Genomic DNA, 26,864 nt, shown 5'->3' with positions numbered 1-26,864 from the left:
AATATACCTATGCCTGAAGACAGCATTGACCACATTAATTTTGAAGAAATCAATAATCTGGCAATTTCAAAGCCTTTAGTATCCCATATATACACTGCCGATCCTTCGGCGCATGTATTTAACGGAAAAATTTACATTTATCCGTCGCATGATATCGATGCGGGGATTCCGTTCAATGACAACGGCGACCATTTCGGAATGGAAGACTACCATGTTTTTTCGATGGAAGACATCTCATCGGAAGCGGTTGACAACGGAATTGCGCTTCATGTGGATGACGTTGCCTGGGCTGAAAAGCAGATGTGGGCGCCCGATGCCGCACATAAAAACGGAAAGTACTATCTGTATTTCCCTGCCAAACGCGCTAGCGGAATTTTCCAGATTGGCGTTGCGGTTTCAGATTCGCCAGTGGGGCCTTTTATTCCTGAAAAGGACGCTATTAAAGGAAGTTACAGCATCGATCCTGCTGTTTTTGAAGACGAGGACGGCAAACATTATATCTATTTTGGAGGCATTTGGGGCGGCCAGCTTCAGAAATACCGCAACAATAAATACGATGAAAACAACGAAGAGCCTTTGGCGAAAGAAAAAGCGTTAGGGCCAATCGTAGCGCTGCTTAGAGAAGATATGCTTGAGTTTGCAGAAGAGCCAAAAGAAATTAAAATTTTGGATGAAAACGGAAATGAGATTTTGGCAGGCGATAACGACCGCCGCTTTTTTGAAGCTTCGTGGGTTCATAAATACAACGGAAAATACTATTTCTCGTATTCAACGGGAGACACGCATTTCATCTGTTATGCAATCGGAGACACTCCATATGGGCCATTTACGTATCAGGGAAGGATTCTGAATCCTGTGGTTGGGTGGACGTCGCACCATTCTATTTGTGAAGTTGAAGGCGAGTGGTATCTGTTCTATCATGATTCAAGTTTATCAAAAGGCGTGACGCATTTAAGGAGCATGAAAGTGACCAAGATCGATTATTTGGAAGACGGTTCTATTGTTACAATTGATCCTTATGGGATTAGAAGATTAATTGATTAAGGTTTTTGGTAAAAAAATTTAGCGAAAATTACAATCGGTTGTGTTGTTTAGGTTTGCTTTTTTGCCATTGCAAGGAACGAAGCAATCACATTTGCTGAATCAAATCAGAGTGAGGTTGCTTCGTTCTTCGCAATGACAAACTTTATGATAAATGTCTTATGAAACCGTTTTGCGTGAGGGATAGCAGTGGAAAGCCCACAGGCGCGAGGAACGAGCAGGCGAGGACTTGAAACGGATAGCCCGACCCGGAGGGGCACGCCCAAAATATTAAGATTAAGACATAAAAAAATAACAATTTTAATCTAAAAAATAATTTTTTGTAAAATATTTTTAGCTACTTTAGCATAACAGAACGGAACAGAACGGCATGCTAAAAGAAGAAGAAAAATTTGAGTTTATAATTAATCATGAAAGTGATATTCCGAAGTATCAACAATTGGTTGATGGAATTACAAATGCCATTGCAGAGAATATTTTGCAGAAAGGAGATTTGCTGCCTTCTGTTAATGTAATCTGCAAAACATATCAGCTTTCAAGAGACACTGTTTTTAAAGCGTATTCGATTTTGAAAGACCAGAACGTAATTGACTCTGTGCCGAATAAAGGTTATTATGTAGCAGGCGAAACGAGAAAAGTACTTTTAGTTTTGGATACGTTTAAGGCTTATAAAGAGGTTTTGTATCATTCGTTTGTAAACAATCTGCCTGATAATGTGATTACAGATGTGCAGTTTCACCATTATAATATTGATGTTTTTAAAACGATCATCAATAACGGAATCGGTAAGTATTACAAATATGTGGTAATGAATTTTGATCACAAGGATATTGCTCCCGCATTATCGGCGATTTCAAAAGATAAACTGCTTTTGATTGACTGGAATATTCAGGCTGATAAAACGAATAATTACATTTTTCAGGATTTTGGAAAAGCGTTTTATGAGTCTTTGACTGATGCGGTTGATTTGTTCAAAAAGTATAAAAAAATAGAATTTGTATATCCAGATTTTACAAATCATCCGTGGGAAACGGTAGAATATTTCAAGAAATTCTGTGCCGATTTTGGGTTTGAGTATGGTATTATAACCGATCCGAAAAAGTTCAATATTGAAAAAGGAATCGCATATATAAGTGTAAGCGACAGGATTTTGGGATACTTTTTAGAACAGTGCAAAGAGAACGATTTTGAACCGGGGAAAGATGTTGGATTTTTATCTTACAACGAAACCCCAATGAAGAAATTTATATATAAAGGAATTTCAGTTGTTTCGACTGATTTTAACGAATTAGGAACCAAAGCAGCGGCATTTATTACACATGACGAAGAAACGAGGTGTTATGTGCCGACAAAATTAATAATAAGAGAATCATTATAGTATGTATTATATCGGTTATGATATTGGAAGTTCTTCTGTCAAGGCAGCCTTGGTGGAAGCAGAAACAGGCAAAAAAATCATTGTTCTGAATGAGCCTCAAAATGAAATGGAAATCTTGTCTATTCATCCAGATTGGGCTGAGCAGGATCCTGAAATCTGGTGGCAGCACATTTGCACAGCAACCAAAAGAGCTATTAAAGAATCAAATATTGATGCTTCTAAAATTCAGGGAATTGGTATTTCGTACCAAATGCACGGATTGGTGATTGTTGACAAAGAAGGCGCGCCATTACGAAATTCAATTATATGGTGTGATAGCCGTGCAGTTGAAATTGGAAACAAGGCTTTCTCCGAAATTGGAGAAGAGAAATGCATGTCGCATTTATTGAATTCACCAGGAAATTTCACAGCTTCAAAACTGAAATGGGTTAAAGAAAATGAACCTCAGCTTTACAATAAAATTTCAAAATATATGCTTCCGGGAGATTACATCGCTTTGAAACTTACAGGCGAAGTGACAACTACCAAAAACGGTTTGTCTGAAGGAATGCTTTGGGATTATAAAGAAAATAAAGTAGCCGATTGGCTTTTGGAATATTACGGAATTGATACAGCATTGACTCCAAAAATAGTAGAAAACTTTACGAATCAAGGAGTTGTTACAGAAAAAGCTTCTGCAGAATCTGGTCTTCCTGCTGGAATTCCGATTGTTTATAGAGCGGGAGATCAGCCTAATAATGCTTTGTCATTAAATGTATTAAATCCGGGAGAAGTTGCAGCTACAGGCGGAACTTCGGGAGTGTTTTATGCGGTAAGTGAAATGTCTTCTGGAAAAAGCACTCGAGTAAACAATTTCGTTCACGTAAACTACGAATTGGAAACGCCAAGAGTGGGTAAACTTTTAAATATTAATGGAGCAGGAATTCAATATAGATGGCTTCGCAATAATATGGGGAACGAGAGTTATGAAGTGATGAATGAAAAAGCTTCAAACGTTGAAATTGGATCAGAAGGCGTTGTAGTGATTCCGTTTGGAAATGGTGCGGAACGTATGTTCAATAACAAAACTATTGGTACTCATTTCTTAAACCTCAATTTAAATATCCATAATAGTGCGCATTTGTTTAGGGCTTCTCTTGAAGGAATTGCATTTTCGTTTGTGTACGGAATGGAATGTCTGAAAGATGATAATGCAACGATAAATGTGATTCGAGCTGGAAATGATAATCTTTTCCGTTCGGAGATTTTCTCGAATACAGTGGCTACTTTAATTGGACACGAAATTGAAATTTACAATACAACAGGAGCTGTCGGAGCGGCAAGGGCAGTCGGTTTAAAAGACGGCGATTACAGCAAATTTGGTGCTAATGTTAGCGACAACGACCACGTAATGACGTTTTTACCGTTGCACAATAAGGAGCCTTATGAAGAGGCTTATAAAAAATGGAAAAAAGAATTAGAATTAATATTAACAACTAAATAAAAAAATCAAATGATAGTTTTAGGAGATAAAGAATACTACAAAGGTATTGGCCAAATTAAGTTTGAAGGAAAGGAATCTGACAATCCGTTGGCATTTAAATATTACAATCCAGACCAAGTTGTAGCTGGAAAAACAATGCGTGAGCACTTTAAATTTGCTATAGCTTACTGGCATACTTTCTGCGGACAAGGTAGCGATCCATTCGGTCCAGGAACACAGCATTTTGCTTGGGATGCTTCATCAGATCCGTATCAGGCAGCTAAAGATAAAGCAGATGCAGCTTTTGAGTTCATCAGCAAAATGGGATTCGATTATTTCTGTTTCCACGATTATGATTTGATTGCTGAAGGAGCAACTTTCGCAGAATCAGAAAAACGTTTAGCTTTTATCACTGATTACTTAAAACAGAAAAAAGCAGAATCTGGAATTAAATTGCTTTGGGGAACCTCAAACTGTTTCTCAAACCCAAGATTTATGAACGGAGCTGCTACAAATCCAGATTTTAATGTTGTGGCAAGAGCTGGTGGACAAGTAAAATTAGCGCTTGATGCAACAATCGCTTTAGGCGGAGAAAACTATGTATTCTGGGGTGGTAGAGAAGGTTATATGTCTTTACTAAACACAGATATGGGAAGAGAATTAGATCACATGGCGCAATTCTTGACAATGTCTAGAGACTACGCAAGAGCGCAAGGTTTTAAAGGAACTTTCTTCATCGAGCCAAAACCAATGGAGCCATCAAAACACCAATACGATTTTGACTCAGCTACAGCAATTGGATTCTTGAAAAATTATGGTTTAGATAAAGATTTCAAAATCAATATCGAGGTAAACCACGCTACATTGGCACAACATACTTTCCAACACGAATTAGAAGTCGCTGCAAAAGCTGGAATGCTAGGAAGCATTGATGCAAATAGAGGGGACTACCAAAACGGATGGGATACTGACCAGTTCCCAAATAACATTCAGGAAACGACTGAAGCGATGTTAGTTTTCTTAAAAGCCGGAGGATTACAAGGCGGAGGAGTTAACTTTGATGCTAAAATCAGAAGAAACTCAACAGACTTAGAAGATGTTTTCTTAGCGCACATTGGCGGAGCTGATACTTTTGCTAGAGCTCTATTGACTGCTGATAAAATCATTTCTTCTTCTCCTTACGAGAAACTAAGAAAAGAAAGATATAGCTCTTTCGATTCTGGAAAAGGTAAAGATTTTGCTGAAGGAAAATTAAATCTTAAAGATCTTTATGATATTGCAAACCAAAATGGAGAATTAACGCTTCAAAGCGGTAAACAAGAATTGTTTGAAAATATTATCAATCAATATATTTAATAAAACAAAAGCCTAACAGGTTTTTAAAACCTGTTAGACTTCTACAAAAATATTTAGTGAGGCAAATCTAAAAAGATTAAAAACTGTTTTCTGATATTCTTTTAGATAAAATTCTAAAAATGTGTGTTAAGATTATGGCTTTTTTCTTGAGATTTGAAAAATAGATTTAAGGTTTAGTTACTATTTTTTTAAATTGAAATGAAGAAAAAGTCAGTTTGATAAAATAATAAGAGGATGTTTTTTTATTGAAGGTTTTTTGAAGAATAGAATCAATCGAAATGCACATTTTTGACTCACTAGAATTAAGATGCTCTTAAGTGTCTCTACAATTAATCACAAACCAAAAAACTTATGAAATTTTTTATTGACACTGCCAATCTTCAGGATATTGAAGAAGCGCAGGCTTTAGGCGTTTTAGACGGCGTAACTACTAATCCGTCTTTAATGGCAAAAGAAGGCATTACAGGAAAAGAAAATATTTTAAACCATTATTTGGCTATTTGCAATATTGTTGATGGAGATGTTTCGGCTGAAGTAATCTCAACCGATTTTGACGGAATGGTAAGAGAGGGTGAAGAACTTGCCGCTTTGCATCCGCAGATTGTAGTGAAATTGCCTATGATTGGAGACGGTGTAAAAGCCTGCAAATATTTTTCTTCAAAAGGAATTCGCACCAATGTGACTTTAGTTTTTTCTGCTGGTCAAGCATTATTGGCTGCAAAAGCAGGAGCAACTTATGTTTCTCCGTTTTTAGGAAGATTAGATGACGTTTCTACAGACGGAATGAACCTAATTGCTGAAATTAGAGAGATCTACGATAATTATAATTATCAAACCCAGATACTTTCGGCCTCTGTAAGACACACGATGCATATTATCAATTGCGCTAAAATAGGATCAGATGTTATGACTGGACCATTATCGGCAATTAAAGGATTGTTGAAACATCCCTTAACTGATATCGGATTGAAACAGTTTGTTGAAGATGCTAAAAAGATGAATCTCTAAACTAAAAAGCACAATATAAAAAGCTCTTTTCCTTTAACGAAAAGAGCTTTTTAAAATTTAAATAAGATTGATTATATGCTATATACTTACATTTTCCATCAGCATTTTCAAAAACACTGTAACCGCTTTTTTTTCATAAACTTCTTTCAAAGAAATTAGCATTGCCGTTCGAGTCATATTTTTACCACTTATCGGAATTGCATGCAAATCTTTCTCATCTTCAATTGTTGTTTTCGTTAAGATGGTATGCCATTTTCCTGTTTTAATCAGTTCGAGTAAAGTAGGAATATCATTAATTTCAATGGTAACTTCTGGGTGAAGATTGTCTTTTTCAAAAGCTTTATTGATAAACTGTGTTGTACTAAAACCACTCGATGGAAGTGCAAGAGGAAGAGAACTAACTTCCGCCAGAGAAATACTTTTTTTTCGTGTCAAAGGCGTTTCAGATGCCGTAACCAAAGCCATTGGAGAAGTAAATAATTCCAAATATTTAAAATGGGCTTCAGAGGCAATTTCCTCAAAAGTTAGTATAACGTCGAGTTCAAAATGATTTAGTTTTTGAATTAATTCCTGAGACGTTCCGAATACGATTTTGAATTGTATTTTAGGATATTTACAACTAAATAAAATAAGGGCCTTTGTAACCACATGACGCAATGCATACGTTACGCCAATTGCCACTTTTCCTGTTTCCAGATTATTTAGATCTTTTAATAATTCCAATCCGTCAGAAGCTTTGTTGACAGATTGCTGTGCATAAACAGCAAATAAATCTCCAGCTTCAGTAAGCGTAATTCTTTTTCCGATTCTATTAAAAAGCGGAACTTGTAGTTCATCTTCCAATTGTTTTATTTGCTGCGATAATGTACTTTGACTAATGTAAAGTGCCGAAGCAGCTTCGGTAAAATTTAGTAATTCTTTTGCTTTCAGGAAATATTTGAGCTGTCGAAGTTCCATTTCTAAATCGGTTTTATCGATTGATTTTATCGAAAAATAAGGTTTTACAAATATATAAATTCTTAAGAACTTTGTCGTGTTGCAAAATTAAAGCCTAAACAGAATGGAAATTATAGCTTTACAAGAGGGAAATTATGTTGCTAATTCTCAAAAAGAATTTCAGCTTTTGACAGATGAATCAACCGCTCCGGGTTTAAAAATGGCAATTCAGCCCTTTGTGGTTATTACAGAGAATGATGTTATTCTGTTAGACTTCGGTTTAGGATTTGTAAATAATGGCGTTCCGTTTATTTATGAAATTTTAAGAAAGAACAATATCGAACCTCAACAGATCACAAAAGTTTTGGTTTCGCATCTGCATAAAGATCATATTGAAGGAATTGGTTATTTTGAAGATGGAGATTTGGTTCAAAACTTTCCAAATGCAACTATTTATATTCAAGAGAGAGAAATTGATTTTGCTTTGGAACAAATTAATAATCCTTCTTATGTATTTGAAATATTATATGAGCTGAAAAAACTTCCTAATGTGGAATTATTAAATTCTGATAGCGGACAAATTACAGACGAAATTTTCTATGAAGTTTCGGCAGGGCATACAAAATTCCATCAAGTTTTTTGGATTAAAGCCGATGATGAAATTGTTTTTTATGGAGCCGATGATTTGCCTCAAAAAATATATTGGTCAATGCACGTTGCTTATAAAACTGATTTTGATGGAAAACGCGCCATGCAATCTCGAAAAAAATGGGAACAGCAGGCAAAAGACGAGAACTGGAAAGTACTTTTTTATCATGATATGAAAACACCTTTTGTAGCGTTTTTTGAAGAGGAAATGAAATACGTATCGTAAATGAAAGTTTTACAATAAATTTCAGTTTTAAAACAATAAAAAGAAAATTCAGATTAAATTATTTAGCCTGAATTTTTTTTTAGCCGAAAACAAAAGAAACAAAACACTTCTCACTTTTTCTTCAAGTGAAGTTCTTAAAATAGAAAAAGCTTTTGTAATCTGTGCTTCAACAGTTTTTATAGAAACGTCAAGGTGTTCTGCAATTTCGATATTCGTTAAACCTTCTTTTTTACTCAAAATAAAAACTTCTTTACATTTTGGTGGAAGGTTCTGAATTTCTTTATTGACAGCATTCAAAACTCTTTGAAAAGCTTCTGAATCTTCTTCCTGAACAATTCCATTTAAAGCATCATAATATGACTTTTCAAGAGAAAACAGAGACTGATTTTTTCGGTACAAATCAATAAATTCATTGTAAGTCAATTTATAAAGAAAGCTTTTTAAAGAATGATCTGTTTTTAATCTTGTGCGCTGTTCCCAGACTTTAATAAAAACATTTTGCACGATATCTTCGGCGCTGTAAACATTTTTAACCAGACTGTTAGCATATACGCAAAGTTTATGATGATAAGTGTCGATAAGGTAGGTGTAAGCGCTTTCATCTCCATTTCTTAGAGACTCAATTAAAATAGTATTATCGCTGTAATCCTCAATCTTCATAAAAACAAATATATAAATTAATAGTTTTTTAGGTTAAAAAGTGAACTGAATTTGCCTAAAACAATCTCTTTTTTGCTTTTCTATTCGAAATTTATTACAAATAAAAAAAGGATAAAAATGCAAATATAAATCTTTTAATTTATAATTTCTACCAAATTAGTAGAGTTTTATTGAGAGAAAAGACTTGTGAAAAATAGAAAATTCAGCAAAATGAAAAAAACTTTATCAAATTGTTAGGGTTTTGTTTTTTGGCTTCGTAATAATATTAAAAACGACTAAAATGACAGTAAAAAAGTCAGAGAGACTAATTGTTAAATTTATCACAAACCAAGCTTCTCAAGAAGAGATTGAGCAGCTGACAGAGTGGTTAAAAAATGAAGAGAATCAAATTGTATTTAAAGATTTTATAAAAACCAATTATGCAATTGATGCTGCTTTGAACACTTTTGATTCGACTGAAGTTAGAAAACAGCTTTCGGAACGAATCAATAAGGAAAATAGTGTTTTCTATAAAAGAAGATTTTCATCTTATTATAAATACGCTGCGATTTTAATTGTGGCTTTGGGAGGATTTTATTTCTATAAAAATGCTTCTTCGGTTCCAGTTAAAGAAAATGTTATCATTCCGAGAGAAGATGAAATTGTATTGCAGCTCGGAACCGAATCGCAAAATCTTAACGCAAATGATGCCAGAAACATAACCGATAAATACGGAAATGTAATTGGAAGACAGGAAAAAGGTAAATTGGTTTATACAAAAGCATATTCTAAAGGTGCTCTGGTTTACAATACTATTAGAATTCCGTACGGAAAAAAGTTTGAAGTACAATTATCAGACGGAACGCTCGTGCATTTAAATTCGGGAACATCATTGAGATATCCAGTTCAGTTTGGCAAAAATCAGAATCGTCAAGTTTACCTTTTAGGAGAAGCTTTTTTTGAAGTAGAGAAAGACAAAGAACATCCGTTTAATGTAAATACGCAGAATATAAATGTTGAGGTTTTGGGAACAAAATTCAATGTAGACACGTATAGCGAAAATGTAAGTACCGATGTTGTTTTGGTAGAAGGAAAAGTTTCGCTTTTTAAAGATCAGAAAACAGATAAAAATCAGGTGTATTTGAAACCAGGAGAAAAGGGTTCAAATCTAAGAGGACAATCCAAAATTACAACAGAACAAGTTAATACAGATTATTACACAGATTGGGTAAAAGGAAGTCTAGTTTTTAAAAATGCTTCTTTTGATGATATTATCAAAAAACTGGAGCGACAGTACAACGTAACGTTTATTAACAGAAATAAAACCCTCGGAAAAGAAATTTTTAATGCCCGTTTTGATAATGAACCTATTGAGGTCGTTTTAAAATATTTCAGCGATAGCTATAAGATTGATTATGATATTGACCGCGATAGAATTACGATTAAATAGAGTTAAAAAGAAGAAAGATTATAGAGCAAAGATCAAAGAAGAAAGACAAAAAATATAAGAAACAAGATTGAGAAATCTAAACTCAACAATCAGAAATCTAAAATAATGAGGCCTATGTAACAAAAATCCAAAACAAAAAGGATCGCTATAAAAAAACCGGAAAATGCGCCAACATTTCCCGGTAGAGTATATGCGGTCAGTTAATTAACCAACCAACATTAAAAAACATTTTAAAAGTATGAAAAAACTCTTGAACAGAATCAGGTTTGATAAGCCTTTTTTGAAATTTGATTTGAAAATGAAATTGACCACATTATTTCTGCTAACTGCCTTAACAGTAATGCACGCCGGAACCACTTATTCTCAAAAATCCAAGATTTCTTTTAATGCTAGCAATATGACTGTTGCCAAAGTGATTGAAAGGCTTGAATATACTACAGATTACAGATTTGTCTACAATGTGAGATCTGTAGATTTAAACAGAGTAATCGACGTAAATGCATACGAAGCTTCAATAGAAGTTATTTTAAGTAAAATTTTTAATAATACCAGTACCGATTTTAAAGTATCTGGAAACCATATTATTCTGACGCCTAGAAAAATGGCTGCCGAAAAGCCGGCTGGAGCAAAAAAAGAAGTGGCAGATTTTATCGTAAAAGGTAGAGTTACTGATGAAAAAGGAATGCCTTTGGTAGGAGCAGCAGTTGCTGATAATGGTTCAGGAAGAGGTGTAAACACCGATTTTAATGGTGAATATCAAATTATTGCGGTAAGCAACGAAACTACTTTGGCATATTCTTATTTAGGATATGTAAGACAAGAAATAAAGGTTGAAGGAAGAAGCGTTATCAATGTTGTTTTAAAAGAAGATGTGCAACAATTAGAAGGTTTGGTTTTAACAACTGGTTACCAAAATATTTCTGCTGAGAAAATAACAGGTTCTTTCTCCAATCTGAAAGCAAAAGAGTTTCAGGAACAGCGTTTAAGCAGTATGGATAAAATTTTAGAAGGACGTATTGTTGGATATCAGGATGGTAAAATTCGTGGAACAACAACTATGAGAGGTGTGGTTTATCCTCTATACGTTATTGACGGATTTCCTGTAGAGAGTACAAAATTGACTCCTTATGCCACTATAGAAGAAAATGTGCCGAATCTGAATTTAGAAGATATTGAAACCATTACAGTTTTAAAAGATGCGGCAGCGGCTTCTATTTATGGTTCTCGTGCAGCAAACGGAGTTGTAGTTATTACAACCAAAAAAGCAAAAGCTGGAAAAACAAATATTTCATTTTCAAGCAATTTAACCGTTACGCCTTATAGAAATTATACCGGAAATCTTACCGATTCTGCTGATATTATTGGTTTAGAAAAGGGTTGGGCGGCAGGAAACCCGAATTTGCAAGGTGCAAATGCAGGTACTTATGCGCAATCATTATTAAATAATGCTGCATTTACAAGTTTAGGAATGAATACTTTATTAAATGGTTATGCAGGCAAAATTTCGATGGCAGAAATGAATAACCGTTTGAATACACTTGGCTCACAAGGGTATAAATATTATGATGATATTGCGAAATATGCAAAACGCGATCAGTATTTTATGCAGCACAATCTTAGTTTAGGTAAAGCAAGCGAAAACAATACTTTTAATGCATCGATCACTTACAAAGACAATCAGTTAGAGGATATGTATTCTGAGAATCAGTCTGTGGGAATTAATCTGAAGAATTCTACTCAAATTAACAGCTGGCTGTCGTTAGATTTAGGAACTTATTTAAACTACGGAACTGGCGATACACAAAGTTATTTTGCATCACTTCCTGGATTTAAATTTCAGCCGTACAATCAATTGGTAAATAATGATGGGACAAATTTTGTTTCTACAGCTGCGTCTCGTTACAATAATTTTACGCTTCAGTCTATGCAGAATTACGGTCTGTATAATATGGATATTACGCCAATGGATGAATTTGGAAGAAATCTTATTGAAAACAAAAATTTCCTAAACAGGACTTACGCAAAGTTTAACGTTAAATTCAGCAAAGCCTTTACATACAATGCAATGTTCCAATACGAGTATGGTTCAGATCGTGCAGAACAGCTTTCTGGCAAAGATTCTTATTATGTAAGAAACAGAGTAAACGAATTGGTTACTATTGTAAACAATAAAGCGGTTTACAATCTTCCATATGGCGATATTATAAAAGAAACCAATCAGTTTACAAACGCTTACAATTTCCGTCAGCAGTTAAATTTCAATCAGACTTTTAATGAAAAACATGATTTTTCTGCCATAGCAGGTATGGAAATTCGCCATACAAAATTAGAATTTAGCAATAATACACGTTATGGTTATGACTCTCAAACTTTAGGTTTTGCACCAATCAATCAGGCAGATTTGCTAAAAGTATACGGAGGAGTTTTTGGAGGCTACATGATTCAAGATGATTTTTCATTAGAAAAAGAGATGCTAAACCGTTTTGTATCTGTTTATTCAACTGGTGGATATACTTATGATGGAAGATACACTGTTTCTGGAAGTATACGTATGGACCGTTCTAATCTTTGGGGAACAGACAGTAAATACCAGAATAAACCAACTTGGTCTGCAGGAGCAGGATGGAATATTGATAAAGAATCTTTCTTTAAAGTTTCATGGGTAGATGCGCTTAAAGTCCGTGCTTCTTATGGTATTTTAGGAAATGTAGCTAAAGATACAGCGCCTTATTTAACAGCATATTACAACTCAAATTCAAATGTTGGAGGAACTCAGGGAACAGTAAGATCAAGACCAAATCCAGAATTATCTTGGGAAAAAACAACAACAACCAATATTGGTTTAGATTTTTCATTGTTCAAAAGCAGATTAAGCGGAAGCCTAGATCTTTACAACAAAAAAGGAGAAGATTTATTGGCAAGCAGTCAAGGAATTCCAACAGAAGGTTGGGGGTATTCTACTTATACCATCAATAATGGAGCAATGACCAACAAAGGAATCGAGGTAACTTTGAGAGGAACAATCGTAAAAACACCTTCATTTTCTTGGGATGCAACAGTTTTGTATGCAAACAATAAAAACAAAGTAGATTACATAAACGTTAAAGCTCCAGTGTATTATCTGCAGTTAGATTATCCGCAGGCTTATCCAAGAGTAGGAACAAGTTTTAACTCTATTTACGGATACCAATGGGCAGGACTAAGCAACACAGGATTGCCACAAGTTTATGATGCTTCAGGAACTGCTGTAAAATACAATCCAGGGCAGGTAGATGCTATTAAAGATTATGGCTCAACGGTGCCAACTCACAGCGGCTCTTTTCATACTTCTGCCAATTATAAAAACTTCTCGCTTTCGGCACTTTTTGTATATGAGTTAGGACATAAAATTAAAAATACATTCTTGCCAATGCTCAATAATAACTACAATAGTGCAATGGGTGGTTATGTAACAGATATTACGGTTGTAAATAATCATATTAGAGATCGTTGGCAACAGCCAGGAGACGAAGCATTTACAAATGTTCCGAGAGTTGTTTATGAGTATGAACCTGATTTTAGTTCAGATTCACAAACTATTTATTCATACGCAGACATCAATATTTTAGACGCTTCAAATATTAGATTAAGCAACGTTTCATTGGCTTATCAAATGCCAAAAGAACTTATGAAGAGGGTAAATTTAGACGGAGTGCGTTTTAATCTAAATGCCGAAAATGTGTTTACTGCCGCAAAGAGCAGAGATGCTAAATTCCTTTTAAATGGCTTCCAGTCTCCGAGTTTTGTTTTTGGCGTAAATGTTAACTTTTAATTTTTAAAGACTAGACGATGAAAAATATATATAAAAAGGCACTGTGCATATTAGCTTTAGGATTGACTTTGGCATCTTGCGAAAATTATTTGGACGATATTCCTAAAGGATCAAAAACACCAACCACATTGGCAGATTTTGAAGCTTTTTTAAGAGATGAATACACCAATCAGAGAGTTGATGTTTTGCCCGCTTTGCACGTGTTAAACGATCAGTTTGTAAATGCAGCAACTTTATCCAGTAATAGATTGTATAATGCAAACTATATGTGGGATGAAAATGCAAATCGTATCGAATTGAAACCATCAGATGAAGGAACTTATTATGGAGGTTACCAAGGAATTTCGACTTTTAATTTAATAATCGAAAATGCTTTAACAACAACAAAAGCAACAGAACAGGAACAAAGAGTAGTTTGGGCTCAAGCAAAATTACTGCGTGCCATGAATTATTTCAATCTTGTGAATTTTTATGCAGATACTTATGTGGCTTCAACAGCATCGACAAAATTATCAGTTCCGTTAATTACGAGCGCTAATATTAATGCGCCAAGCAAACAAGTAACAATTCAGGAATTGTATGATTTTATTTTAAATGATATTAAAGATGCGCTGCCATATCTGCCAAAAGTTTCTCAGACGGCGCTACATCCAAATTTAGGAGCAGGATATGCCTTCAATGCAAGAGTTAATCTGCAGATGAATAATTATACAGAAGCATTAAAAAATGCAGATTTAGCTTTAGCAGAAAATAATAAATTGTATGATTGGATTGGATACTACAATGCCAATAAAGCTGTTATCGATGTACCAAATTCATATACAACGACACCATCTCCAATGGGGTTCAATTATGTTGAAAATTATACATTTCGTCACGGAAGTTCTTCAAATTTAGGAGCAGAATTTGACATTCCGGTTGCTCGTGCACAACGTTTTGAAACTGGCGATGCAAGATTTATTTCTCGCTGGAAAATTAGAACAGTAGGCGCTGAGACTTCGTATAGAAGAACTTTGACCGGAGCTTTCAATTTTGGAGGAATCACAACGGTAGAAGTGTATTTAATAAAAGCAGAATGTCTGGCACGTTCGGGACAAACTGCAGATGCATTGGCAGTTTTAAATACTGTTCGTAAAACACGTATTCTTCCAGCTTCTTATCAAGATGTTTCAACTACAGATAAAACGACAGCTTTGAATGCCATTTACCGAACGAAAAACAACGAGCTGATTATGACGCTTATTCCCTACGCAGACGCCCGTCGTTTAAATGCTGAAGGAATTTACAAAGTTAGTTTCACAAAAGTGGTAGATGGTAAAACATATACACTTTCTTCAGATTCTCACTTATGGACATCTCCTTTCCCGCAAGGAGCAATAAATAATCCAGGAAACGGAACAATTACACAAAACGTAAACAAATAATAATTACAAAAAGCTTCCTGATTAGATTTCCCCGAAAGGGAAGCTTTTTCTAAAAATATCAATCAAAAATGAAAGCAATTAAATATAAAATTTTAGGATTGTGCATCTGCTTTTTTATGATTTCAAATAATGGTCAGGCGCAAAAGAAAAAAACGGCTTCTCCAACAGCAGCATCTTATTCTATTGAAGGAAATATAATAGGTTTAGCCGACGAAACGACTGTAAAATTAGTGCCAGGAGGAACACATTCTTCTGAAGTGCCAGTTGCTGAAACCACATTAAAAGAAGGTAAATTTATTTTTACAGGAAAATTAAATGAACCTCGTTTTTTCTATATTGTTTTTGGAAAAAATAAAGGAAATATTTCTGTAATGGCAGAAAATGCAAAAATAAGAGTATCGGCTGCCGGTACAGTTTCAGATAAAGAAGGAGAGTGGATAACTTTTAAAGATGTAGTAATTACAGGTTCTAAGTCTCATGATTATTATAAGAAAGAAACTGCTTTTAAAGATGAGCTAGACAAAGATTATAAAGATTATCATGTAGGAATAGATGATTTGAGCAATAAAGTAGGAAAAGCTAGAAAAGAAGGAAACAAAAAAGTTCTTGATTCTCTTTACAATACTGAGCAATGGAAAACTTTTGAAGCTGCAGAAAAAGCCTTTTTTACCAAAGTAGAAAAAACAACATTAGATCTTATTGCAAAACACAAAGCGACTTGGTGGGGACCATTTTTTATGATGACAAACTTTAGTTATTTCACGCCAGAGCAAAAACCTTTATACGATCAGTTTTCTGATGTGGCAAAGAAAAGTTATTACGGACAGATTTTAGATAAAGATTTGAATCCTAAATCTTTAATCGGAACCAGTATTGCTAATTTCAATTTGAAAGATAAGGACGGAAAAGCATATCATGCCAAAGATATTGTTGCTGGGAAAAAATATATTTTGGTAGATTTCTGGGCTTCTTGGTGCGGACCTTGTCGTAAAGAAATTCCAAATCTTAAAACTGCTTATGCTGAATACGGATCTAAAGGTTTTGAAATTTTAAGCATATCAATCGATAAAGACGAAAAAGCTTGGCAAAAAGCATTGGGACAAGAAAATATGCAGTGGCACAATCTTTTAGACGATGATAAAGTAAGCAAATCATTCAACGTAAAAGCAATTCCAGCAACTTATTTAGTAGATAGTAAAGGTGTAATTATTGGCGATAATTTAAGAGGTGCAGAATTAGAAGCAAAACTGAAAGAACTTATGAAATCATAGTATTCAGTTTAAACTGAAAATTAAAAAACATCGCAATCTAACAAACAAAAAAGATAACATGAAAAATGCAGTATTAAAATCTAGCTTAGTCGCATTAGCAATAGCGACGGTATTTTCTTCTTGCGCGAAGAAAGAAGGGTATACAATCAACGGAAAAATTGCTGGATTAGATAAAGGAACAGTTTATTTGGAATATGCAGACGAAAAAGGAGATAAAAAAATAATTGATTCTGCTGAGGTAAAAGAAGGTACATTTTCTTTTGCAGGAAAAACAGGAGAACCGTTATTTCATACGCTTAAAATTAAAGGGCAAGAATACGGTGCGATGTTTCTTTTAGACAATGAAGATATTACAATCGAAGCCAAAAAAGATTCTGTTTTTAAAGCGAAAGTAACAGGAGCAACTCAAAACGGATTCTACAAATCGTACTACGATAACGAATTCAAAAAAATACAGGCAATTGCTGGTCCGATTTACAAACTATCTGATTCGCTTACACAAAGCGGAAAAGTAAAATTGACTCCAGAACAGCAAACTATGATGGATAAAAAATGGAAAGATCTTGGCGCTTTCGCGGATGATCTGACTGATAAATTCATCAGAAAAAATAAAGACAATTTAGGTGGAGCATTAGTAATCGAAGATAGAATTGTTTCATACGGAACTCCTGAAAAAGTAAAAGAATATTACGCTATTTTATCTCCAGAAGTTCAAAAATCTTTCTACGGAAAAAAATTAAAGGCATCAATTGACCTCAACGAAAAAACGGCAATTGGAGTTGTAGCACCTGAGTTTTCTCAAACTGATATCAATGGAAAAGTAGTGAAATTATCAGATTATAAAGGAAAATATGTTTTAGTAGATTTCTGGGCTAGCTGGTGCGGTCCATGCCGAAAAGAAAATCCGAACGTAGTAGTGGCTTACAAAACGTATCATGACAAAGGATTTGATGTTTTGGGAGTTTCATTAGATGATAAAAAGAAACTTTGGGAAAAAGCAATCGAAAAAGACGGCTTAACTTGGACGCATGTTTCTGATTTAAAAGGATGGCAGAACGAAGCAGCTGTTTTATATGGCGTAAAAATGGTTCCAACCAATTACTTAATTGGGCCTGACGGAAAAATCGTGGCTAAGAATCTTAGAGAAGCTGAACTTCAATCTAAATTGAAAGAAATTTTTAGTAAATCTTAAGTTTTAAAAAATATGCAACTTTAACTTTGCCAAGGTTTTAAACTTTGACAAAGTTACCTCAAGCTAAATATCTCAATCAACAAAAAATGAAAAAATACATCTTTCTGGGCTATTGCTCATTAGCTTTCTGTACCTTAATTTCAGCACAGAGCAAATCGGTTAACTTCAAGAAAATAAAAGAATTAGGCGGAATTGAAGAATATTTATACCAGCCAAACGGGATGAATGTTTTGCTTTTGCAAGACAATGCTTCGCCAGTTGCAACTGTACAAATTGTATATCGCGTAGGTTCTAAACATGAAGTTTTAGGAAACACAGGATCGACACACCTTTTAGAACATTTAATGTTTAAAGGAACTCCAACTTTCAATAAGAAAAACGGAAACACGATTACGGATGTTCTGCAAAATACGGGAGCACAGTTAAATGCTACAACTTGGTACGATCGTACAAATTATTTTGAAACATTGCCAAGTGATAAAATCGAATTGGCTATTGAGATTGAAGCCGACAGAATGCGTAATTCTTTATTATTAAAAGAAGATAAAGAAGCAGAAATGACTGTGGTTCGCAACGAATTTGAACGAGGCGAAAACAATCCGAATAGTTTATTGGATAAAGAAATCTGGGCTTCGGCATATATTGCACATCCATATCATCATTCTACAATTGGATGGAAATCGGATATTGAAAATGCGCCAATTGAAGTTTTACGTAATTTCTACAATACTTATTATTGGCCAGATAATGCAACTTTAACCATTATTGGAGATTTCAAAAAAGAGAATGTTTTTGAACTAATCGAAAAGTATTTTGGTAAAATTACAAAAGCGCCAAATGCAATGCCGCAACCATACACGCAAGAACCTCAACAATATGGTGCACGTAAAATAACGGTAAAAAAACCTGGAGAATTAGGAGTTGTAAGTAAAGCTTATAAAATTCCGGGAGCTTTGCACGAAGATCTTCCTGCCTTGAATATTTTGGCTCAGATTATTGGTGTTGGCCCCACAGCAATTTTAAACAAAACTTTTGTAGATACTCGTTTAGGAATTTACTCGTACGCAGAAGCTACAAATTTTAAAGAGGTTGGACTTTTTTCAATTGGCGTTGGTTTTCCAACGACTTCAAGACATGAAGATATCGATGCGAAAATCGGTGAAGTTGTGGCTAAAATTCAAAAAGAAGGCGTTACTCAAGATGAGGTAAATCGTGTGGTGGCAAAAATTAGCGCACAGACTATTTTAGCTCGCGATGGTTCTGGCGTAATTGCATCGGCATTAAACGAAGCAATTGCTTCTGGAGACTGGACAGACTACATTACAGGAGTTGACAGGTTGAAAAAAGTAACTCCAGCTGATGTTATGCGTGTGGCAAATAAATATTTGGTTGAAGATCAAAGTACAACAGGATATTTTATTCCGAAACAAGCTGGTAATCAGAATCAAGATACAGCAAAAGCTAATAATTATATGCATGAGAATGGACCGTTTTATTACAGACATTCAGATGAAGGACATGTTCATGAAGAAAAATCATCTGTTCCAACTTTAGTTAAAAATACAGCAGAAGAATTAATTTCTGAATCGAGTTTAACTGAAAAATCAGCTTCAGCTTTTAAAAGAGAAAAAGTATCAGGAATTGATGTTGTTTCAGTAAAAACCTCAGCAAAAGATTTTGTAACCGTTGCAGCAAGTATTTCGTTAGGAAATTATGCAAGCGAAACTAAAAATGATATTATTCCGGCATTAACAGCGTCAATGTTGTCAAAAGGAACGACATTAAATGACAAGTTTAAATTTTCAGAAAAATTGCAGAAACTAGGAGTTTCATTAAATGTAAACGCTTCAACTTTCAAAATTAATATTGGATTTAAATGTTTGAAAAAAGATTTAGATCAAGTAATTACTCTATTGGCAGAAGAATTGAGAAATCCGTTGTTTGATGCAAAAGAATTCGAAAATTTAAAACAGCAGTTTATTGGAAATACACAGCAAGATTTAAATGATCCCGGCGAAAGAGGAAGCATTGCTTTATCTCAGGCGATTTATCCAAAAGGAAATCCTAATTACAGTTTAAGTGTTGAAGATAATATTGCCAATATCAAAAATGCAACTTTGGATGAAGTAAAAGCTTTCCACAAAAAATATTTTGGAACAGCTTCTATGCGTTTGGTAATTGTAGGTGATACCGATGGTGCGAACTTAAATGCTTCTCTAAAAAAATCATTTAAAAACTGGAATGGCGGAGTTACAGAAAAACTAAAATTTGAAGAAGCTTCGAAATCAAATTCAAAAATAGAAGTAGTAACGATTCTGGAAAAACCAAGTGCAGAATTATTCATCGGACAGTTTACAGGTTTAAAAAGAGCCGATGCCGATTATATTCCGTTTTTTATCGGAAACTATACTTTAGGAGCTGGTTTTGCAGGCCGTTTAATGCAGACAGTTCGCGATAATGACGGTTTAACTTACAACATTTCTTCTGGTTTGGGCGGAAATATCGAAACTGGAGGCTACTGGTTTGTCAACGCTTCTTTCAACCCGAATTTATTTCAGAAAGGTCTTGACGCAACAATGGTTCAGGTAGATAAATGGGTGAAAGACGGTATTACAGCAGAGGAATTGGAAAATAAGAAAACGAATCTAATAGGAAGCTTTAAAGTCGGAATGGCAACCACAAATGGAATGGCAAGAACAATTTTAAGTTTTATTGAAAGAGGTTTAGAGCCAAGCTATATTGACCAGTATCCAAAAGATATTGAAAAAGCTACTTTACAGCAGGTAAACGATGCGATCAAAAAGTATATCAAACTAGATAAAATGATTATCATCAAATCGGGTTCTTTGGATAAGGAAGGAAATCCTTTGGAGTAGTTTTTAGTCTCAGTCTCAGTTTCCAGTCGCAGTGTATAACTTTGTCAAAGTTTTAAACTTTGACAAAGTTATACACTGCGACTGCGACTAAATCTAAAATCAACAATTTTTAATAGTTGTCTTTCATTATTTCATTTTAGAATCTGAATTAGTAAGCCATTTTCTGTGAAAGACAAAAAGAGCTGTTTTTGCCGACAGCTCTTTTTTTAAACACCAAATCAAAAAACAATGAAAAACACTTTTATATTATTCCTTTTACTGCTTTCGGGAAGCATATTTGGACAAATGTATAATCCCGTAAAGTGGTCAACATCGGTTGAGAAAGTATCTGATAAAGAATATATTTTAAAAGCCAAAGCTGTGATACAATCAGGCTGGCATTTGTACGGACAATACATTGAAGAAGGCGGTCCTTCAAGAACTGCTTTTACTTTCAAAAATACCACTAAAAAGTTTGAACTTATCGGAAAAACAACTGAAGAAAAAGGTCATGAAGTTGTGGATAAAATTTTCGACATGAAAATTAAATATTTTGAAGATAAAGCACTTTTTACTCAGAAAATAAAACTCGCTTCAGAAATTATTTCGAGTGTTGATGCAGAAGTTGAATTTATGGTTTGCGATGACAGCAATTGCTTACCGCCAACAACAGAAGAATTGTCTTTTAAAATTCCGAATGAAAAGAAATTGGCTTCTGCCGAAGAAACTGTAGCGGTTAAAGAAGATTCTGCTTCAGCTAAAACAGAAGAAAAAACGATTGTTCAGACAGAAGAAAAGGCAATAAAACCAATTGTTGCTTCACCAAAGAAAACAGAATCACGAGGATTGCTGACTATTTTTATTTTAGCATTTTTATCTGGATTTGCGGCATTATTGACACCTTGCGTTTTCCCAATGATTCCGATGACGGTAAGTTATTTTACCAAACAAAGTAAAACAAAAGCCACAGGAATTAGAAATGCTATGATTTATGGTTTTTCAATTGTGATCATATACGTTTTATTAGGTTCGATTGTAACAGCCGTTTTTGGAGCCGATTCGTTAAACGCACTTTCGACCAACGTTTGGTTCAATTTGGTTTTCTTTATTTTATTAGTGGTTTTTGCCTGTTCATTTTTAGGTGCTTTTGAGATTGTGTTGCCAAGTTCGTTGGCCAACAAAGTTGATTCGCAAGCTGATAGAGGAGGACTGATTGGGATTTTCTTTATGGCTTTGGCTTTAGCCATCGTATCTTTTTCTTGTACTGGACCAATTGTAGGAACGTTATTGGTTGAAGCTGCCTCAAAAGGCGGAATCGCGCCAATTGTTGGAATGTTAGGTTTTTCGATTGCGATTGCATTACCATTTTCATTATTTGCTGCTTTCCCAGGCTGGTTAAACGCACTGCCAAAATCAGGCGGATGGCTCAATACGGTAAAAGTAGTTTTAGGATTTTTGGAACTGGCTTTGGCTTTCAAATTTTTATCAAATGCTGATTTAGTGTTGCAATTGCATTGGTTAGAAAGAGAAACTTTCCTTGCGATTTGGATTGCTGTTTTCGGAATGCTGGCTTTTTATTTATTCGGAAAAATTACTTTGCCGCATGATTCTCCATTAAATCATATTTCAGTTGGAAGATTAAGTTTCGGATTAATCGTTTTAAGTTTCACTATTTACCTGATTCCTGGACTTTGGGGTGCTCCATTAAGATTAATTAGCGGATTTCCTCCTCCAATGCAATACAGCGAATCTCCAAACGGATTAGGAGTTTCTAGTAATTCAGAACTAAAAATAACAGGTTCATTGCCAGAAGGAGCAGAACATGGACCGCAGAACATCATCACTTTTCATGATTACGATAAAGGAATGGAGTATGCTAAAAAAGTTGGAAAACCAGTTTTATTAGATTTCACAGGATATGCGTGCGTAAACTGCCGAAAAATGGAAGAATTGGTTTGGTCAGATCCGAAAGTTTTAGAGGTTTTAAATAATGATGTGGTTTTGATTTCGCTTTATGTTGATGATAAAAAAGAACTTCCAGAGAGCGAACAATACATTTCTGAATCCACAGGAAAAAAGATTAAAACAATTGGAAACAAATGGAGCGATTTACAGATTAAAACCTACAAAGCAAATGCGCAGCCTTTTTATGTGATTGCGGATCATAATAGTGTGAACTTGACAGAGCCGTCAGCTTATAATCCGAATATTAAGGAGTATTATGGATGGTTGCAGAGTGGAATTGGGAAGTTTAAGAAGTAAATATTTTTAAAAAGATATTTAGAAAACCTTCAAAATCAATTTGATTTTGGAGGTTTATTTTTCCACATGAAATTTTGGATCAATTGTGATTAGAAGTTTTTTAAAAAGCATTATTAAACGATTGCGAATTGATTTGAGAATTAGTGTCATGGCATCAAAATTCTCGACTTCTTTTTTAGTCTTTATCGCAATGATATTACTTATTATGGAGATTCCATCACTAACGATAAGTAAATCCATTACGACAGTAACAAACCAATTAAAGTTATAATTAAGTCCTTTGCTCATAAGCGCTAAAGCGGTTGGGATTAATAAAACCGCCAATTTAGATACGAATCCAACCGCTAATTTTTTAAAAGTAAAATGATTATTTAGGACAATAGTTTTAGTAACACCTAAAAAAGTATCCATTATCATTAAATAGAATAAAACTTTGACAATTCCTGTATCTATTTCTAAGTACATAAAAATTATATAAAGCAGTAGTTTGAGTTGGTCTGCATATTCTGAAATTTTTTGCATGAGTATTTTGTTTTTAGAAATTTATTTGGGGTTTAGATAGGAGATCTTTTTGGGGTTTTTAACCCCAAAAAGATCATTATTAATTGGATGCCTTAAAGTAAGTTAGTTTTTATTCGTAAAGTATTGCTTTCACCTGACATATCTCCTGAGGCATCTTGTGCTCTTATGCAAAAATTATATGAGGAGCTTCTAGATAACCCATTAACAGTAAAAAAAGATACATTATTTGTTCTTGCAAATAAAATACTGTCTTTGTAAATGAGATAATTAGTAATACCTGCATTAGTGTATGTGGGGATCCATGACAAATCGACAAATGTGGCACCTATTTTTTGGGCTATTAAATTTGGAGGTGTTGTCAATGCGGTCGTAGTAAGGGAACGTCCTGTATATTCTATGAAGTGGACAACTTTGTATGGGTTCATTATAGAAAAAGGTAATCCTTCTCCAGTCGACCCAGAAACTTCAGAAGTGCTATCCCCATAAGGATATTTATCAGCTTTAGTTTGATATCCTCTGCCCTCAATAGCTTTATCATAAGTATGCGTATGCGGTGGAATTTCACTAATCTCAAGTTTTTTAGTTTTACTACCACCATAATTCTGTAAAGAGTTAAATGAAGAGTCATTTGTATCTAAACCAATAGGCATTCTCCCTCTTGAAGGTACATATTCTTCCCAGCCTTCAGGAAATGGAGCTGGTTTACCCCATATCGCAATCATTCCAATTGGCACAGCTGTAGGTTTTTGTTGTTCTAAAATTTCGACACGCTCAATTAACTTTTCAATCATCGTGTTGCTTTTAACAACTTTATTTGAATTATCTAATACTAATAATGAACCATTAGGACTTGCATTTGTATTATTTAAATATAATTGATGCGTACCAAGATTCAAATCTCCTTTCATGGCTTTGGAACCATCTAAAGGAAGATAGGACTCAAGATCATTTTTAATTGTATTAATTCTGGTATCTATTGTAGGTAAAGTCGTTTCAATAGTTTTAACTCTATTGTCTATTACTGGAATAGCAGTTTCAATAGTTTTAACTCTATTGTCTATTACCGGAATAGTAGCTTCAATAGTTTTAATTCTGCCATCTATTCCTGCAATTATTTCTTCAATTGCCTGAATACTTTTTACAGTTTTAAAAGTATTTAAATCATAATAATTTACAGTTTCTTTATCATTTGTTGTTGGAGTTCCCTTAGCACTTACATATTCCGCTTGATAATCAGTATAGGCTTTTTGCGAGTTTCCGTCACCATAAATTAAATTTGTGGTTGTTCTAATTGTTTTTAAATAATTAGTTACGCCGCCAGTAATAGGAAAAGTAATAGGATATAAGATTCCCTCTCCATCTTGATGAACAACAGCCCAGCCTTGTTTACCGCTTTGAGCATGTGCTATAAGATAATTTGTATCTGGTAAAATACTTAAATGTCTTTTTATAGCTTCATACAATTCAGATCTATATGCTGTTTGAAGTCTTTCTAAAGTTTCCTGCTCAAGAGGAAAACCTCCAGGATGACTAAAATTTACTTGTTTCATTTTTTATTATTTATAAGATGTAGATGTATTGTTTTTATTCTTCGAGTTGTTTTTTTACAGAATAACAATAACTTTCATAACTTTTTCCAGCTAGTTTATAGAAGTTAAGAAGATTGTGATATTCTGAAGAAACAATGTTGATTGCTTCTGTTTGGGATGTAAGAGAATCTGAGTTTGTTTCGGCAGTTATGGTTCCATTTGCGACTAAAGCTACTGGTATAAAAACTCTGAAATTAGCATAAGAAATTTTGGTGTAATCTTCCCGATGCGCTAAATAAATTGGTTTGTGGTCTTTGTTATTATACTCGTGATTTCTAAAAATTTCAAGCAATGGGATTCTTATATCTCCTTGAACTTTCTTTCCATCTGGTGAAATTTTATCTGGATTGTAATACTCCTTATGGAGGTACAGATATTGCAAGGAAGGTCTGATAGATTCATCTATATAAATTAATCCTTCTTGTCGTTTTTCTTCGATGCTGAAATTTGGATTGTAATTTTTTGTAATGTTGAAAGTCTCATTCAGTACTTTTTCCAAATAAATAACCTGTCCAGTATGCTGCATTTTATAAAGAATATCTTCATATAAGGAATGAAGCGGAGTAAGCAAAACATCAAGCCAGTCAACATGTGTTTTTTTTCTAAGAATAGGAGGGATCAGCCACAAAAGAAGTTTTTCCCATTTTAAAACGGTGTATTTGTTCATTGTAAAAGTATTTGACTATTGTTTATCTCTATAAAACGTATAAGGAATGTAGTTCACTTCAACCTGAAGAGCATCCAAATCAAAATATCCAGCTTTCGGAATGAAATATTCGATTGGAGTAACATCAGCTAAATCCGGATTTTCAGTGTCATTAGGATTTTTCGCAATAGAAGTCTCAACCTTACTCAAGATTGGGATTTTAATGCCTTCTGTCTTTTGAATAGAATCAATTAAGTACGTTTTGACAAATGCGCCGTTGAATTCGATGTTTCTTAAATGTTCTTTTATATAATCTATGACGGGAAATATGCTTCTGTCTAAAATTAAAGAACCGTTAGCAGAATCTAATGGAATGCTTTTCAAAGCCAATTCATATTCTGCCAATTTAGCTAGCTCTTCTTTAGTTGGTTTTTGTAAACTTTTTAGTTTGTAATATTCTACATCTTTTGGATTAATGTAGATACTCAAAGGATCTACATAAACATTTAGATTTAGTTTTAAAATGTCACCATCGTCTGAAGTGATGTAAACTTGGTTTCCAGCATCCTTAATTTTAGCAATATATTCTTTGAAGGCAAAGAGTTCATTTGGAACATCAATTCTAGAAATAGCATCTCCTTTTTGAGTTGCTACTTTTATAAAAACGACGCCAACCTTATTATGGAAATAATCAGAAAAAATTTCTGTTATTTCTTTATCAGGATTAAGTACTGTTTCCAGGTCAATTTCACTTACAGCACAGTATTTAATAATCTTAGCTTCTTCAATTTGAGCTTCAGAAAGATTTGTAGTATCAAATTGATATGAACCATCTTTCCAAATCAAGGACATTTCAGTGGAGTTTGGGTCTAATGGAGAACCGTAATGAAAATTTAAAGCCTGTTCTCGATACCAGTTTAAAGTGTGTGGTCTAGATATTAAGGCATTTTTTTCTACTATTTTTTCATGTACCCAAATAGCCGTCGCTACGATATTTGTCCAAAGTCCCCAAATGCTTGTTTTTGAGTCGCTATTTAAGCCGTTGAGAGAACTTTGCTTCTTTTTTTCAATCAGAATTTCGTTCTGAATTTCAGCAATTGTACGTGCCATATTTTATTTTTAGATATAGTTTAGCCTGTAAGACATGT

Annotated in this window: 19 protein-coding genes; 13 read left to right on the top strand and 6 right to left on the bottom strand. The window is 34.2% G+C overall.

Going from position 1 to position 26,864, the window contains the following annotated elements; translation table 11 throughout:
- Positions 1–9: 9 nt before the first annotated feature.
- The 5 genes from ABXT06_RS18070 (at position 10) to fsa (ending at position 6,245) form a co-directional block, all read left to right on the top strand.
- Positions 10–1,044, top strand: a complete 1,035-nt coding sequence (locus ABXT06_RS18070) for a glycoside hydrolase family 43 protein (RefSeq protein ID WP_354591986.1) — start codon at positions 10–12, stop codon at positions 1,042–1,044.
- Positions 1,045–1,411: 367 nt separating this feature from the next.
- Positions 1,412–2,419 (top strand): GntR family transcriptional regulator, encoded by a 1,008-nt coding sequence (locus ABXT06_RS18065; protein ID WP_354591985.1) that lies wholly within the window; start codon positions 1,412–1,414, stop codon positions 2,417–2,419.
- Between the two features lies 1 nt (position 2,420).
- Positions 2,421–3,902 (top strand): xylulokinase, encoded by a 1,482-nt coding sequence (locus ABXT06_RS18060; RefSeq protein WP_354591984.1) that lies wholly within the window; start codon positions 2,421–2,423, stop codon positions 3,900–3,902.
- 9 nt (positions 3,903–3,911) lie between these two features.
- A complete protein-coding gene (xylA, locus tag ABXT06_RS18055) occupies positions 3,912–5,237 on the top strand; it encodes a xylose isomerase (RefSeq protein WP_354591983.1) in 1,326 nt (441 codons plus the stop codon).
- Positions 5,238–5,588: 351 nt separating this feature from the next.
- Complete coding sequence (gene fsa / locus ABXT06_RS18050; protein ID WP_091498100.1) at positions 5,589–6,245, top strand: fructose-6-phosphate aldolase; 657 nt, start codon at positions 5,589–5,591, stop codon at positions 6,243–6,245.
- A 78-nt stretch (positions 6,246–6,323) separates the two neighbouring features.
- Here the strand turns inward: fsa and ABXT06_RS18045 are convergent, their stop codons facing one another.
- Positions 6,324–7,202, bottom strand: a complete 879-nt coding sequence (locus ABXT06_RS18045; RefSeq protein WP_354591982.1) for a LysR substrate-binding domain-containing protein — start codon at positions 7,200–7,202, stop codon at positions 6,324–6,326.
- A 103-nt stretch (positions 7,203–7,305) separates the two neighbouring features.
- Between ABXT06_RS18045 and ABXT06_RS18040 the strand changes: the two genes are divergently transcribed.
- Entirely contained in the window at positions 7,306–8,055 is a 750-nt protein-coding gene (locus ABXT06_RS18040) for an MBL fold metallo-hydrolase (RefSeq protein WP_354591981.1), read from the top strand.
- A 48-nt stretch (positions 8,056–8,103) separates the two neighbouring features.
- On the opposite strand, the gene ABXT06_RS18035 is transcribed toward ABXT06_RS18040, so the two are convergent.
- On the bottom strand, positions 8,104–8,715 hold the full coding sequence (locus tag ABXT06_RS18035; protein WP_354591980.1) for an RNA polymerase sigma factor: 612 nt from the start codon (positions 8,713–8,715) through the stop codon (positions 8,104–8,106).
- A gap of 280 nt (positions 8,716–8,995) precedes the next feature.
- On the opposite strand from ABXT06_RS18035, the gene ABXT06_RS18030 reads away from it, so the two are divergent.
- The 7 genes from ABXT06_RS18030 (at position 8,996) to ABXT06_RS18000 (ending at position 22,959) form a co-directional block, all read left to right on the top strand.
- Positions 8,996–10,144 (top strand): FecR family protein, encoded by a 1,149-nt coding sequence (locus tag ABXT06_RS18030; RefSeq protein WP_354591979.1) that lies wholly within the window; start codon positions 8,996–8,998, stop codon positions 10,142–10,144.
- 238 nt (positions 10,145–10,382) lie between these two features.
- Positions 10,383–13,955 carry a SusC/RagA family TonB-linked outer membrane protein gene (locus ABXT06_RS18025; RefSeq protein WP_354591978.1) on the top strand — a complete coding sequence of 1,191 codons (3,573 nt, stop codon included), beginning with the start codon at positions 10,383–10,385 and terminating at the stop codon, positions 13,953–13,955.
- Between the two features lie 17 nt (positions 13,956–13,972).
- Positions 13,973–15,379, top strand: coding sequence for a RagB/SusD family nutrient uptake outer membrane protein (locus ABXT06_RS18020; RefSeq protein ID WP_354591977.1), 1,407 nt, complete (start codon positions 13,973–13,975; stop codon positions 15,377–15,379).
- A 68-nt stretch (positions 15,380–15,447) separates the two neighbouring features.
- On the top strand, positions 15,448–16,650 hold the full coding sequence (locus tag ABXT06_RS18015) for a redoxin family protein (RefSeq protein WP_354591976.1): 1,203 nt from the start codon (positions 15,448–15,450) through the stop codon (positions 16,648–16,650).
- A gap of 58 nt (positions 16,651–16,708) precedes the next feature.
- Positions 16,709–17,842 carry a redoxin domain-containing protein gene (locus tag ABXT06_RS18010; protein WP_354591975.1) on the top strand — a complete coding sequence of 378 codons (1,134 nt, stop codon included), beginning with the start codon at positions 16,709–16,711 and terminating at the stop codon, positions 17,840–17,842.
- An 86-nt stretch (positions 17,843–17,928) separates the two neighbouring features.
- Positions 17,929–20,718, top strand: coding sequence for a M16 family metallopeptidase (locus ABXT06_RS18005; RefSeq protein WP_354591974.1), 2,790 nt, complete (start codon positions 17,929–17,931; stop codon positions 20,716–20,718).
- A gap of 228 nt (positions 20,719–20,946) precedes the next feature.
- On the top strand, positions 20,947–22,959 hold the full coding sequence (locus tag ABXT06_RS18000; RefSeq protein ID WP_354591973.1) for a protein-disulfide reductase DsbD family protein: 2,013 nt from the start codon (positions 20,947–20,949) through the stop codon (positions 22,957–22,959).
- 54 nt (positions 22,960–23,013) lie between these two features.
- On the opposite strand, the gene ABXT06_RS17995 is transcribed toward ABXT06_RS18000, so the two are convergent.
- The 4 genes from ABXT06_RS17995 to ABXT06_RS17980 all read right to left on the bottom strand — a co-directional run bounded on the left by ABXT06_RS17995 (position 23,014) and on the right by ABXT06_RS17980 (position 26,826).
- On the bottom strand, positions 23,014–23,481 hold the full coding sequence (locus tag ABXT06_RS17995; RefSeq protein ID WP_343586104.1) for a phage holin family protein: 468 nt from the start codon (positions 23,479–23,481) through the stop codon (positions 23,014–23,016).
- 92 nt (positions 23,482–23,573) lie between these two features.
- Positions 23,574–25,031 carry a fibronectin type III domain-containing protein gene (locus tag ABXT06_RS17990; protein WP_354591972.1) on the bottom strand — a complete coding sequence of 486 codons (1,458 nt, stop codon included), beginning with the start codon at positions 25,029–25,031 and terminating at the stop codon, positions 23,574–23,576.
- Between the two features lie 34 nt (positions 25,032–25,065).
- Positions 25,066–25,737, bottom strand: coding sequence for a hypothetical protein (locus ABXT06_RS17985; protein WP_354591971.1), 672 nt, complete (start codon positions 25,735–25,737; stop codon positions 25,066–25,068).
- A 15-nt stretch (positions 25,738–25,752) separates the two neighbouring features.
- The gene (locus ABXT06_RS17980) at positions 25,753–26,826 is read right to left on the bottom strand and encodes a hypothetical protein (protein WP_354591970.1); all 1,074 of its coding nucleotides are present in this window, start codon (positions 26,824–26,826) and stop codon (positions 25,753–25,755) included.
- Positions 26,827–26,864: the final 38 nt, after the last annotated feature.

It is taken from the genome of Flavobacterium sp. UW10123 (assembly GCF_040538975.1).
GTDB lineage: Bacteria > Bacteroidota > Bacteroidia > Flavobacteriales > Flavobacteriaceae > Flavobacterium.
This window is presented reverse-complemented; position numbering and strand designations above follow the sequence as displayed.